Genomic DNA, 12674 nt, shown 5'->3' with positions numbered 1-12674 from the left:
TATCGATCAATCCGCGAAGAGCGCGAGAACCTGGATCCCCAGCTCCGCGTCATCGACCGAGCTCAGCTCGATCCGGCTCTGCCTGTCACCGGGCACGAACCCACCCGTGCCGTCCGGCTCCCACCGGTCGATCGTGACCACATCGCCCGAGACCTCGACGGAAATCGCCTTCGCTTGCTTCTCGAACGCCGCATACGAGCGCAGTCCGGCCGCCTTCACCACGACCGGAGTCTCGTATTCATCCCGGCGCGGCGTCCGGAGCCTTACCTTCGACTCGGTCAGCGCCTTGAGCACGGCTTCCCCGACCTCGGCGTCAGGCGCCGTCGCATCGAGCACCTGCACCGGCTCCGTCTGCAGATAGAACCCGGCCCTGGTCTGCGACTCAGGAAGGACAAACAGCCTTCCTCTATGCGCATAGACGGAGCATCGACGGATGATCTGCTTCACTTGATCTCCAGGATCTTCACGGTGACGCCCGGCCGCGTTCACATCATCTATGACCTTCAGTGAAATAGCAGCTTGTCGGATATTGCTATCGACGGGGCCAGTCGAATATGGAGACCCCCTGCCAGAGAATCCGTTTGGAAGTGAATCACGATATTTGATTCGCCTTTTTGCGAGGACACCTGCAGACGGTCCGCACCTTCTCGGAAGATATCAAGGATGAGCACGGATCCCCGATACCACTGACATCGGACGGACCGGCCAGGCGTGTCGTAAGAAAGCCGGAATTCGTCACCTTCACCTGTTACGACACGGATGAGCCTAACCGTGTCCCCTTCCTCAATGACCTCGGGTTCGACGCCCAGCGCATCCAGGATCTGCATGTCCGTAGGCACGATGAACTGCCTGTACGCCGTCATGGTCCTCCTCGTAGATCACCGTCGTGCGCAACCGCTGATCTCCCAGGCGAGGCAGGAACGGGCTAGCGCCGATGACGGGCATGGCGGCGCATGCCGTCCACTTTCTGGCGGAAGATGTCGGGCGTGACAATCGGTGTGCCGCGCCAGGGGGACATGGAGATCAAGTCTGTGTCGTTGCTGACGACCAGCAGCGCGCCCACGTCGACTGCCAGGTCCAGGATCAGATTGTCCTCGTGAACAGGACAGTCGTGAACGGTTCGAGGCGGCTCCACGACCCTGCCGCCGCTTCGCGCCACTATCTCCACCAATACCGTCAGATACGACTCCGCGAGCTGTTGCTCCCATTTGAACAGGTCCAAGAGGGCTCGTTCCACGTTCCACATGATGTGGGGCGACACCCACAGGGAGAACTCGTCGGCGTCGTTGGCCACGCCTACACAGTCGGCCGAGGCGTTGCCCGAGACCGGCGGTGGAGAAGGCCAGGAACGGAACGGGCTGTTGCCGCTCGCCACGGCGGTGACGAGGACGTTGACATCGAAGACGACCGGCGTCGGCATGATCAGGTGTCGCCCTTGCCTTTCAGGAACTCCCTGATTCGATCGGGCACGTCGGCGGCCTCGATCCCGAGGGCCGCGCTCCGCTGCTGACCGTAGGCCTGCAGTTCACGCAACTGCTCCGCCAGCATGATCGACTTCATGATCCGGTAGGTGGCGCGCAGATACGCCGACCTGTTGCCTCCGCCGAAGTAGTCGACCAGTTCATCGAGCGTTTCCCGGTCCTCCTCCTGAACCGAGAACCCGAGGGTCTGGGCCTGGGGCTTGTCGGGGTGCCGTGGTGCTCTGGCCTTCCTGGTCTTTGCTGACATGCTCCCATTACACTCCAGCCGCATTTCAAGTGCAACTAACTGCATCCACACTGAGTTCCAGGATGTTCCCCTGTTCCGAGGTGTTCCAGCGGGCGCGGAACTCGATGGCACGCCGTAGGGATGTCTGGGTGCGATGCCCAGTGCGATCTCATACGGAGGAAGAACATGTCTACGAACCTGCGGCGTGCCGCGATGAGTGTTGCCCTGGCCGGGCTGAGCGTGTTGTCGGCCGCCGCCCTGACCGCGGCGCCGGCGCAGGCGAGCGCGGGTGCTCTGCGGCTCGGCGAGCATCAAAGCCTGGCCGGAAAGATCTGGCTTTACTACGACAACACCTCCAGCCTCGGCGGGGCCGGCGACGAGGCCAGTTCGGCCTTCAACGACACCGAGGACGCCTGGGTCCTGTACGTCGACAGCGGCTACCGCGACCATCGTTTCTGCATCCGCTCCGGCCAGTACATCCGCAACCTGCACACCTACAACTTCGGCGACAAGATCTCTTCGGTCAGGCGCCTCTCCACCAGGTCCTGCGTCGGCTACCCCGTGTTCGAATAACCCCCGAAGGTTCCGGCTTCCCCCCAGCCGGAACCCCCGCTGTCACAGGGCTGGCGGGCTGGCTAATGTCGGAGGCATGGATTCTGTGCGGCTGGGGAACACCGGGCTGAAGGTCAGCAAGATCTGCCTGGGGATGATGAGTTACGGCGATCCGGAGAGTTGGAGCGGGTGGGTGCTGCCGGAGGAGCAGGCCGAGCCGATCGTCCGGAAAGCCGCCGACGGAGGTGTGACCTTCTTCGACACCGCCGACGTGTACAGCGCCGGGGCCAGCGAGATCGTCACCGGCAACCTGCTGCGAAAGATCTTTCCCCGGCGGGAGGACTACGTCCTGGCGACCAAGGTCCGCTTCCCCGTCGGCAAGGCCGCGAACGACGGCGGCCTGTCGCGAAAGCACATCATGGCCTCGATCGACGCGTCCCTCGCCCGTCTCGGTACGGACTACGTCGACCTCTACCAGATCCACCGATGGGACGACGAAACCCCCATCGAGGAAACCATGGAAGCCCTGCACGACATCGTGAAGGCGGGCAAAGCCCGATATATCGGCGCTTCGTCAATGCTGGCGTGGCAGTTCGGGAAAGCACAGCACGTGGCCGACAAGCACGGCTGGACCAAGTTCGTGAGCATGCAAGGCCATTACAACCTCCTGTACAGGGAAGACGAGCGGGAGATGAACCCCCTCTGCGTCGACCAAGGCGTCGGCCTCATCCCCTGGAGCCCCCTGGCGCGGGGACTCCTCGCCCGAGCCGGGACAGAACAGGACACGACCCGGCAGGTCGGCGACGGAGCCCGCCAGCAGCAGCTGTACGGCGGCCCCGCGGACGCCACGATCCTCGCCAACGTCGCGGATCTCGCGGCCAAGCGCGGCGTCGCCCCGGCGACATTGGCACTGGCATGGCTGCTCCACCAGCCGGGCATGACCGCGCCGATCATCGGCGCCACCAAGGAACGCCACGTGGACGACGCGATCGCCGCCGCCGGCCTCACCCTCTCGCCGGAGGAGCAGTCCGCCTTGACCGAGCCCTACCAGCCACGCCCCGTCTCCTTCTGATCCAGGGCGTCAGAGGGACTGCATCACGTAGAGGAGGGCGACTGCCATGGCGAGGGCGCCGAGGAGGAGACGAAGGCCGGTTTCGGGAAGGCGAGGTTGAAGCCGAGCGCCCAGGTAGCCGCCGATCAGACCGCCGAAGCCGCAGCACAGCCCCAGGAGCCATTCGGGTGCGATGTCGCCGGACGTGGTCAGGGCGAGGACGGTGTACGCGAGCGCGCCCACGATCGAGGTCAGGAAGGTCGAGGCGAGGGCGGCGGGGGCGACATATCCGACCGGCATTCCCCAGCCGACGAGGATGGGGCCCAGGATCGAGCCGCCGCCGATGCCGTACACGCCGCCGACGACTCCGACGACGAGGGCCAGCAGGCTGATCGTGCGGGTACGCACGTCCCGCGTGAGGCGGTGCCGTACCGGGCGCAGAGTTCGCACGCACAACCAGACGCCGAGGGGCAGCAGGAACGCCGCGACAAGGATCCGGAACACCTGCGGGCCAGGCACGACGAAGACGCGGATGATCGCGCCGATGACGACCCCCGGGAGGGTGCCGACGATGAGCTGCCTGGTCAGCGGGCTGATCAGCGAGCCGTTCCGACGGTAGCGCATGAGCGCTCCAGGCCCTGACACGACGTTGAACAGCAGATTGGTCGGCGTTATCGCGGGGCTCGGCACACCCAGCACGCTGAGCTGCACCGGAAGGAGGAACACCGCCCCCGACACCCCCACCGGAGTCGTGAACATCGCGATCAGCAACCCAGCCCCGAACCCCACCAAAACCTCGACCAACACCACATTCCCCCCGACAGAGTCGCCCCAGCTTGCCCTACTCACTCCAGACGCGAAACAGGCAGGGAGAACCCATGACAACCGCCCAGGCCGGGGACTTCGACTACGACACCCACGGGTACGGCTACGCCACCCAGCGCCGTACCGATCCGCGAATCGAGGCCCAGGTCCAGGCCGCTCTGGGCGAGGGACGCAGCTTGATCAACGTAGGAGCGGGCGCCGGGTCGTACGAGCCGGAAGACCGCTATGTCGTCGCGGTCGAACCTTCCGCCGTCATGCGCGGACAACGCCCCGCCCACCGGGTCCCCGCCCTGAACGCCACCGCCGAACACCTGCCCTTCGACGACGACGCATTCGACGCCGCCCTGGCGTCGATCACCGTCCACCAATGGCCCGACCCGGAACAGGGCCTACGCGAACTACGCCGCGTCTCCCGCGGCCCGGTCGTCGTGCTCACCTTCGACGGCGACGCCCTCGACCTGCTCTGGCTCGCCGAGTACGCCCCTGAGCTCATCACCGCCGAACGCTCCCGCTACCCGAAGATCGACTGGATCGCCCAACACATCGGAACGACGACCCGAGTCGAACCAGTGCTCATCCCCGTCGACTGCGTAGACGGCTTCACCGAGGCCTACTACGCCCGCCCCGAACGTTTCCTGGACCCAGCCGTCCGCAAATCACAGTCCGCCTGGGGATTCGTCGACGCCACCGCCGAATCCCGCGCGATCGAACACCTACGCACCGACCTCGCCAACGGCACCTGGGACACCCGCTACGGCCACCTACGCACCCAGCCCGAGTTCCTGGGCTCACTCCGCCTGATCATCGGCATGTGATTTGTTGTAGGCGGACATCGCGTGGAACAGGGCCTTGGGGCGCCATTCTGTTTCGTTGGTCATTTTGACGACGCCGTAGGAGGCCAGGTCGGCCTCGTTGGGGAGGTTGAAGGCGGCGAAGGTGAACCATAGGGCGGTGTCTATGGATTCTTGTTCGAAGATGGTCATGAGGTCGGTGTAGTAGGCGACCTGCTCGGACTCGTCGGGGACGGCGTTCGCGGGGGGCTGCCAGGCCATGCCGCCGAGGTTGGCGGCTCCCTGGTAGGCGCAGGTGCCGAATTCGAGGACGGCTATCGGCTTTCCGTGTTCGTGCTGGGCGCGCAGGTCCGAGGGGAAGGTCTCGGCGTTGTAGGCGGCTCGGTAGGCGTCGAGGCCGACCACGTCGAAAGGGGTCCAGTCGATGAATTCCCAGGGGCCCGAGGCGTAGGTGATCGGGCCGTTGAAGTGCGATCGGGTGGTGTGGGCGGCCTGGGCCAGGAAAGTGTTAAGGGTTTCCAGGACAGGGCCGAGGGACTGCCACCACGTGATGTCGGCGGTGGCCATGGTTCGCATTCGGTCCATGTAGGTGGTGCCGGGGATGAAGCCGCTGCCGAAGGCGCTGATTTCGCAGCCGGTGACGAAGGAGATCCGCGCGCCGGAGCGGCGGATGGATTCGGCGCGTTGGGCGCATTCGGTGAACAGGGACAGCATCGCGTCGGGCGGGAGGTCCACCGGGAAGGGCGCGAACCAGATTTCGAGGCCGGCGGCGGCCGCGAATTCGGCGGTGCGGGTCAGGCGGTCGGGGTCCCGGCCGGAGATGCGGATGGCGTCGCAGTGGAGTTCCGTGGCGATGACGTCGATGTCGTGCTGGACGGATCGCGGGTCGAAATGTCTGCGGCTGATCTGGTCACCGGGGAGGAAGCCGGTGTCATAGTTGATCCCCCGGGCGCGCATGTTGATCATCCTTTCGATAGCCGTGTTCCAGGAGGTCGAAGGCGAGTTCGACGTCGGAGCCGAGCTTGCGGCCCGCGTCCGCGAGGGAGGCTCCCGCAAGGAGGCGGCGGTAGAACGTTTCCTGGATGGTCAGGATTGAGGCGGCGATCTGGGCCGCCATGAGGGCTGCCGTCAGTTCGTCGTGGTCGTTGGCGAGGACGGCGGCCAAGTCCTCGCGCTGGCGGTAGAGCAGTTCGCTCGCGGCGGCGGAGAGGGCGGGGTTGTCGAAGATCACTCGCATGCGGATGATGAGCTCCTCCCGGGCCCGCTCATGGCGCTCTGAGAGAGCTTCGTCCTGGCAGCCGTCCTGGCCGGGATCACCGACGCGGGTGAGGTGGTCGGGAGTGGTGGTCGCCGATGCCCGGTAATAGGCGCGGAGGGCGGTGAGCGGCGACTGGCCGGGTGGGCGGGAGGAGACGATTCGGGCCAGGTCTTCTTCGGCCACGCCTTCGAGGACGAGTGATTCCTTGGTCGGGAAGTACTTGAACAAGGTCACCTTGGCCACCTCCGCGGCGGCGGCGATCTCGTTGACCGTGACGGCGTCGTAGCCGCGTTCCGCGAACAGGCGCATGGCCACCTCGGCGATCCGCCGACGGGTCTGTTCCTTCTTGCGTTCCCTCAGCCCGGTCACACACGCAGGATAAAAGCAAACCGAGTTCAAAAGCAAACCCAGTTTAGTTTTTTCCGCAACCGCTCACAGGAGCGTGAGGGTCCCCGTTACCAGGGAGATGGTCGTAAAGTCGGCGCGTGGTGCCTATTGAGTTGTTTCGGCGGGTCGCGGAGAGTGTGCCGGCGTATGCGGCGTTCTTGAAGGAGCAGGGGGTCGATCCCCGGGCGGTGCGGGAGTTCGGCGACGTGCCGCTGACGACGAAGGACAACTACGTCCGAAGGCATCCCCTCGCCGCGTTGTGCCGGGATGGTGTCGTTGGGGACATGATCGCGGTGTCGTCGGGGTCGAGTGGTGAGCCCGCGTTCTGGGTGCGGTCGACCGCTGACGAGAAGGTCATCGGCGAACGGTTCGCGGAGGTGTTCCGCGCGTTCGGGGCGGCGGAGCGGCGGACGCTCGCGGTGGTGTGCTTCTCCCTGGGGACCTGGGTGGGCGGGCTGTTCACGATCGCCTGTGTACGGCAACTAGCCGATCAGGGGTTTCCGGTGACGGTGGTCGCGCCGGGAAACAACAAGGGAGAGATCCTCCGGGTGCTTCCCGTTCTGGCACCGCAGTTCGAGCAGGTGGTTCTGCTGGGGTATCCGCCGTTCTTGAAGGACGTGATCGACACACCGGGCGTGCCGTGGGCGTCGTACAACGTGAAGATTGTCACGGCGGGCGAGGTGTTCTCCGAGGAGTGGCGGGCTCTGGTCGCGGAGCGCGCGGGAATCGCGGATCCGCTGACCGGGACCGCCTCCCTGTACGGCACGGCAGACGCGGGCGTCCTGGGAAACGAAACGCCCTTGTCCATCGAAATCCGGCGATTCCTGGCCGCCCGCCCCGACGCGGCGAAGGAACTCTTCGGAGCCTCCCGGCTACCCACCCTCGTCCAGTACGACCCAGACGTGCGATTCTTCGAGGAACACGAAGGCACCCTGCTCTTCACCGGCGACAACGGCATCCCGCTCGTCCGCTACCACATCGCCGACGAGGGCGGCCTCATCTCCCACAAGGGCATGCTCGGCTACCTGGCCCGCTTCGGCTTCCGCCCGGCGACGCAGGGACCCGAGTCGCCGTTCGTCTACGTGTTCGGCCGGAGCCTGTTCGTCGTCTCGTACTACGGGGCGAACGTGTTCCCGGAAAACGTCACGGTCGGCCTCGAGCAGCCCGGCGTGAGCGCCTCGGTGACGGGCAAGTTCGTCCTGGCGGCCCCCGAGGGCGCGAAAGGGATCGAACTAACCGTAGAACTGGCCCAGGGCACGGTCGGGACACCCGAGTTGGCGGAACGGGTGTCCGCGTCGGTTCTTCAAGCCTTGAAGCGACTGAACAGCGAGTTCTCGCACTATGTCCCCGAGGACCGCCAGGCGCCCGTGGTCACACTCCGCCCGTACGGCGACCCGGAACACTTCCCACCCGGGGTGAAGCACAGGTATGTACGCTGATCAACATGGCACGGGCGAATGATGAAGCCGCGGCGGCGTTGGAGGAGTACGCGGAGCTGTTCGCGCTGAATGGCGGGGATGCGTTTCGGGTGCGGAGTTATCAGAAGGCCGCGAAGTCGATCGCGGGGCATCCGGAGGATCTGCGGAGTGTTCCGGTGCGGCAGATTCCGGGGGTCGGGGAGGCGATCGCGAAGAAGGTTGAGGAGTTTCTGGCCCGTGGGAGCTTCCGGCAGCTGGATGATCTGCGCGGGAAGGTGCCGGATGGGGTGCGCAGGCTGACGAGGATTCCCTCGCTCGGGCCGAAGAAGGCGCTGTTCCTGTTCCAGGAGCTGGGTGTCGACTCGCCGGAGGCGCTGGCGGAGGCGATCCGAGGGGGACGGCTGGCGGGGGTGCGCGGGTTCGGGGCGAAGACCGAGGAGAACCTGCTCAAGGGCATCGAGCAGATGGAGCAGTCCGGGCAGCGGGTGCATCTCGGGGTGGCCATGGAGCTGGCGGAGAAGGTGATGGCGTCGCTGCCGGCCGAGCAGATCGCGTACGCGGGGTCGCTCAGGCGGATGCGCGAGACGGTGGGCGACATCGACATCCTGGCGGTCGGGCCTGTTTCGCTGATGGAGGTGTTCAGCGCGCAGCCGTACGTGACGGAGGTGATCGCCGCCGGCGAGCGGAAGACCTCGATCCGGACCGATCGCGGCATTCAGGTGGATCTTCGGGTGGTCCCGGCCGAGTCGTGGGGGGCGGCGCTCGTCTACTTCACGGGGTCGAAGGAGCACAACGTCCACATTCGCGAGATGGCCGTGAAGAAGGGCTGGAAGCTCTCCGAATACGGGCTTTTCGACGCCGACGACCAGGTGATCGCGGCGGCGACGGAGGAGGACATCTACGCGGCGCTGGGCATGCAGTACGTGCCGCCGCCGATGCGGGAGGACGGCGGCGAGATCGCGGCCGCGCTGCGCGGGGAACTGCCGGAGCTGGTCACCCTGGCCGACATCAAGGGCGATCTGCACACCCACACCAACCTGACCGACGGAATCGCCTCATTGGAGGACATGGTCGCCGCCGCCTCCGCTCGCGGCTACGCCTACTACGCGATCACCGACCACGCCCCCAACCTGGTCATGCAGCGCATGACCCTGGAGAAGGCCCTCGACCAGCGCACCCAGATAGCCGCCCTTCAGGCGAAATATCCGAACATGCGGTTGCTGCAGGGGACCGAGTTGAACATCGCGCCCGACGGCTCCGTGGACTGGCCGCTGGACGTGCTGGAGGGCTTCGACGTCCGAGTCGCCTCGGTGCACTCGCATTTCGGCCAGTCCCGCGACGAGATGACCCGCCGCTTCATCGCGGCCTGCGAGAACCCGGGCGTGCACATCATCGGCCACCCCACCACCCGCAAGATCGGCAAACGCGAGCCGGTCGACGCCGACTGGGAGGCCGTCTTCCGCGCCGCCGCCCGCACCGGCACCGCCATGGAGATCGACTCCTACCCGGACCGCGCCGACCTCCCCTCCGACCTGGTACGGCTGGCCCGCCACCACGGCGTGAAGTTCTCCATCGACAGCGACTCCCACGCCATCCCACACCTGGAGCACCAGCGTTTCGGCGTCGGCATCGCCCAGCGCGCCTGGCTGACCACCGACGATGTCATCAACACCTGGCCTCTGGAGCGCCTCCTCACTTTCCTCCGACAGTGATTCAATGGTTTCCTGGTAGGGAATACCGAAATCCTGAGAGAGGTGTCCCGATGGAGCTCCACACCTCAGCGCTCTGTACGTTGGGCGACATCGCCCCACTGATCCGCAATCACCCCGCCTCGCCCCCATCCGGCCCGATCGTCAAACCCCTCCCCCACGACCTGTTCATCGTGCACGGCAGAAGCGCCGAGATGCGCTGGGAGGCCATGCGCGGCCAGGGCTACCACGTCCCCACCGAACGATTCTTCGTCCGCAACCACACCTCCACGCCGATCATCGACGTACGGACCTGGCGGTTGCGCCTGCACGGCGACGCCCTGCGTGCCCCCCGCACGTTCCGCTACGAGGACCTGCTCGCCCTCCCCGCCACCACCAGAGACGTGACAATCGAGTGCGCGGGCAACGGCCGCTCCCTCTTCGCCGGCCAGCAGGGCACCCCGGCCACCGGCACCCAGTGGCGGCTCGGCGGCATCGGCGTGGCCCGCTGGCGCGGCGTGCCGCTGTCCACACTCCTGGACCTGGCCGGGATCACGAAGGACGCGGTGGACGTGCTCCCCGTCGGCCTGGACCAGGAGTATGTCGAGAACGGCGTCAACCTCGGGCATGTACGGCGTCCGCTGCCGGTCGCCAAGGCGCTGGACGACGTGCTCGTCGCGTACGAGATGAACGGCGAGCCGCTGCCACCCGATCATGGATTCCCCGCCCGGCTGGTGGTGCCCGGCTGGGTCGGAGTGGCGTCGATCAAATGGCTGGGCAGCATCGAGGTGGCCGCCCGGGAGCTGAGCTCGCCATGGAGCACGGGCCTCTACCGCCTCGCGGATCGGCCGCTGACCACGCAGGTGGTGAAGAGCGCCTTCGAACTGCCGTGGGAGGCCAGGCTGGAGGCCGGGCGCCAGCACATCCTGCACGGCAGGTCCTGGTCGGGGGCCGGGCACATCGTGAAGGTGGAGGTCAGCGTGGACGGCGGGCGCTCCTGGCAGCGGGCCCACACCCGCAAGCGGCTGGCGGCGGCCTGGGCGCCCTGGCACATCGCCTGGTGCCCGCCGGCGCCGGGGCCGTACACGCTGCTGGCCAGAGCCACCGACGAGACCGGCGCGACCCAGCCGGTCCGCGCCGAATACAACCCCAACGGCTACCTTTTCGACGCCGTTGTCGAACATCCCGTCACCGCTGTATAGGCAAATGTCACCATCCGGGCAGTTTGGGGGCGAAAGAACAGGTGAGCGGGCTTCCGGGTGCTCTCGTCAATGACTGGCAAGGTCATGTCCATTGTCTGGCTGCTGACAGAATCTCCCGGAGACGTCGGGGAAATGCCCTGGTAACCGGACACGAGGAAGATAGTCACCCTGGGTAGAGCTACCGGGGTCAACAGGGGAGGAAGCCCATGCGTCAGCTGACGGCGCTCGACGCGCAGTTTCTCAGCGGCGAGTCGGCCACCACGGCGGCGCATGTCGCGGGGCTGGCCGTGCTGGATGGGGCCATCACCCGGGCCAGGCTGATCGAGCTGCTGCGGGAACGCCTGCACCTGGCCCCGCCGCTGCGGATGCGGCTGGCCGATGTGCCGTTCGGGCTGGATCGGCCGTACTGGACGGAAGACCCGGACTTCGATGTGGCCGATCATGTGTACGAGTCGATCGTGCCGAGCGCGGACGAACTGGCCGCGCACGTGGGGCGCATCCACGCGCGGCGGCTGGACCGGTCGCGGCCGCTGTGGGAGATGCACCTGATCCACGGCCTCGGCGAGGGCCAGGTGGCGCTCTACACCAAGATGCACCACGCCGCCATCGACGGCGTCTCCGGCGCGGAGATCCTGAGCTCGTTCCTGGACCTCTCCCCCGAACCCCGCGAAGTCGAACCGGCCCCGCCCGCCACCCCGACCACCGCGCCCGACGTACGGGACATGCTGGCCAACGCCGTCAACCGCGCGCTGTCCCAGCCGATGGCCTCGGTCCGCTCGCTGAGCAGGGCCATCGCCGATCTGGACGCGATCCCGGTGCTCTCCGCCCTGCCGGGAGCCCGGCGCATCGCCCGAGCCGCCCGCTCGATGATGGGCGAGAAGCCGGTCCCGGACCTGCCCTCACTGGCGGCTCCGCGCACCCCGTTCAACGGCCCGGTCTCCAGCAGGCGCAGCTTCGCCTACGGGTCTGTCGCGCTCGCCGACCTGAAATATGTCGCCAGGACCTTCGGGATGAGCGTCAACGACGTGGTCATGACGGTCTGCGCGTCGGCGTTGCGGGCCTGGCTGGAGGAGCGGGGTTCGCTGCCGGGCCAGCCGCTGATCGCCGCCGTCCCGGTCTCGATCCGCTCGGGCCGTACGGGCGAGGGACGCAACCAGATCTCGGCGATGATCACCCCGCTGGCCACCGACGTGCCCGACCTGAAGGACCGGCTGACGACGGTCCGGGCCACCATGAACGCCGCCAAGCGCCGCTTCGCGGTCTCCCACACGACCTGGCTCAACGACCTCTGCTCCGCACTGCCCGCAGTGCTGGCCCGAGCCACGCCCGCCGTCTTCCGGCTGACCGGCCTGGTGACGCCCGGCGTGAACCTGATCGTCTCGAACGTGCCGGGCCCCCAGGTACCGCTGTACATGAGCGGAGCCCGGCTCCTCGCCTACTACCCCATGTCGGTCCTGACGGACGTGACCGGCGGACTGAGCATCACCTGCCTGTCCTACGACGGCAACCTCGACTTCGGCGTGGTCGCCTGCCCGTCCCGAGTGCCCGACGTATGGCAGGTGATGGACCACATCCGCGAGGCGATGACCGAACTCGTCAAACTCGCCGACGCCGACCACCTCGACAACGAAAGCACCCCCGAACCGCGTGCGACCAGCCCGGAGGCACTCGTCGCCGGCTAGAGGGCCTGTTCCTGGTTCGGATCACGGGCCCGGCCGGCTGGAGGCTGCGATGCTCGTTCGTGCTTTCTTCTCTGTCGCGGACGGCTGGATCGGGAAGACCCTGCCGCCGTCCG

14 protein-coding genes are annotated in these 12674 nt (G+C 66.8%); 7 read left to right on the top strand and 7 right to left on the bottom strand.

The genetic code is table 11. The features are described from left to right. Nucleotides 1-6: 6 nt before the first annotated feature. The 4 genes from Aple_RS07690 to Aple_RS07675 form a co-directional block, all read right to left on the bottom strand. Entirely contained in the window at nucleotides 7-447 is a 441-nt protein-coding gene (locus tag Aple_RS07690; protein ID WP_155343789.1) for a contact-dependent growth inhibition system immunity protein, read from the bottom strand. 56 nt (nucleotides 448-503) lie between these two features. Beyond that, the gene (locus tag Aple_RS07685) at nucleotides 504-863 is read right to left on the bottom strand and encodes a hypothetical protein (protein WP_155343788.1); all 360 of its coding nucleotides are present in this window, start codon (nucleotides 861-863) and stop codon (nucleotides 504-506) included. Between the two features lie 62 nt (nucleotides 864-925). Next, complete coding sequence (locus Aple_RS07680; RefSeq protein ID WP_155343787.1) at nucleotides 926-1420, bottom strand: PIN domain-containing protein; 495 nt, start codon at nucleotides 1418-1420, stop codon at nucleotides 926-928. A gap of 2 nt (nucleotides 1421-1422) precedes the next feature. Next, complete coding sequence (locus tag Aple_RS07675; protein ID WP_155343786.1) at nucleotides 1423-1728, bottom strand: hypothetical protein; 306 nt, start codon at nucleotides 1726-1728, stop codon at nucleotides 1423-1425. A 165-nt stretch (nucleotides 1729-1893) separates the two neighbouring features. Between Aple_RS07675 and Aple_RS07670 the strand changes: the two genes are divergently transcribed. Continuing rightward, the gene (locus Aple_RS07670) at nucleotides 1894-2280 is read left to right on the top strand and encodes a beta/gamma crystallin-related protein (protein WP_170321332.1); all 387 of its coding nucleotides are present in this window, start codon (nucleotides 1894-1896) and stop codon (nucleotides 2278-2280) included. Nucleotides 2281-2356: 76 nt separating this feature from the next. Further along, nucleotides 2357-3331: an aldo/keto reductase gene (locus Aple_RS07665; RefSeq protein WP_155343784.1), complete on the top strand. Its 975-nt coding sequence runs from the start codon at nucleotides 2357-2359 to the stop codon at nucleotides 3329-3331. A gap of 9 nt (nucleotides 3332-3340) precedes the next feature. On the opposite strand, the gene Aple_RS07660 is transcribed toward Aple_RS07665, so the two are convergent. Next, the gene (locus Aple_RS07660; RefSeq protein ID WP_246264232.1) at nucleotides 3341-4117 is read right to left on the bottom strand and encodes a sulfite exporter TauE/SafE family protein; all 777 of its coding nucleotides are present in this window, start codon (nucleotides 4115-4117) and stop codon (nucleotides 3341-3343) included. A gap of 71 nt (nucleotides 4118-4188) precedes the next feature. Here Aple_RS07660 and Aple_RS07655 point away from each other — a divergent pair, with 71 nt between their 5' ends. After that, entirely contained in the window at nucleotides 4189-4950 is a 762-nt protein-coding gene (locus Aple_RS07655; RefSeq protein ID WP_155343783.1) for a class I SAM-dependent methyltransferase, read from the top strand. Here the strand turns inward: Aple_RS07655 and Aple_RS07650 are convergent. Together Aple_RS07650 and Aple_RS07645 are read right to left on the bottom strand one after the other, a co-directional pair. Further along, complete coding sequence (locus Aple_RS07650; RefSeq protein ID WP_155343782.1) at nucleotides 4924-5883, bottom strand: glycoside hydrolase family 113 protein; 960 nt, start codon at nucleotides 5881-5883, stop codon at nucleotides 4924-4926. The two genes, Aple_RS07655 and Aple_RS07650, sit on opposite strands and share 27 nt — an antisense overlap. Further along, a complete protein-coding gene (locus Aple_RS07645) occupies nucleotides 5858-6553 on the bottom strand; it encodes a TetR/AcrR family transcriptional regulator (RefSeq protein ID WP_155343781.1) in 696 nt (231 codons plus the stop codon). The genes Aple_RS07650 and Aple_RS07645 overlap by 26 nt, the downstream gene beginning before the upstream one ends. A gap of 116 nt (nucleotides 6554-6669) precedes the next feature. On the opposite strand from Aple_RS07645, the gene Aple_RS07640 reads away from it, so the two are divergent. The 4 genes from Aple_RS07640 (at nucleotide 6670) to Aple_RS07625 (ending at nucleotide 12561) form a co-directional block, all read left to right on the top strand. Then, nucleotides 6670-8010, top strand: a complete 1341-nt coding sequence (locus tag Aple_RS07640; protein ID WP_155343780.1) for a phenylacetate--CoA ligase family protein — start codon at nucleotides 6670-6672, stop codon at nucleotides 8008-8010. Between the two features lie 5 nt (nucleotides 8011-8015). After that, the gene (gene polX / locus Aple_RS07635) at nucleotides 8016-9701 is read left to right on the top strand and encodes a DNA polymerase/3'-5' exonuclease PolX (RefSeq protein WP_155343779.1); all 1686 of its coding nucleotides are present in this window, start codon (nucleotides 8016-8018) and stop codon (nucleotides 9699-9701) included. A 50-nt stretch (nucleotides 9702-9751) separates the two neighbouring features. Continuing rightward, nucleotides 9752-10879 (top strand): sulfite oxidase, encoded by a 1128-nt coding sequence (locus Aple_RS07630; RefSeq protein WP_155343778.1) that lies wholly within the window; start codon nucleotides 9752-9754, stop codon nucleotides 10877-10879. A gap of 206 nt (nucleotides 10880-11085) precedes the next feature. Next, complete coding sequence (locus tag Aple_RS07625) at nucleotides 11086-12561, top strand: WS/DGAT/MGAT family O-acyltransferase (RefSeq protein WP_155343777.1); 1476 nt, start codon at nucleotides 11086-11088, stop codon at nucleotides 12559-12561. The last annotated feature ends 113 nt before the right edge of the window (nucleotides 12562-12674 follow it).

The sequence above is a fragment of the Acrocarpospora pleiomorpha genome (assembly GCF_009687885.1).
In the GTDB taxonomy this organism is placed as follows: Bacteria; Actinomycetota; Actinomycetes; order Streptosporangiales; family Streptosporangiaceae; genus Acrocarpospora; species Acrocarpospora pleiomorpha.
This window is presented reverse-complemented; position numbering and strand designations above follow the sequence as displayed.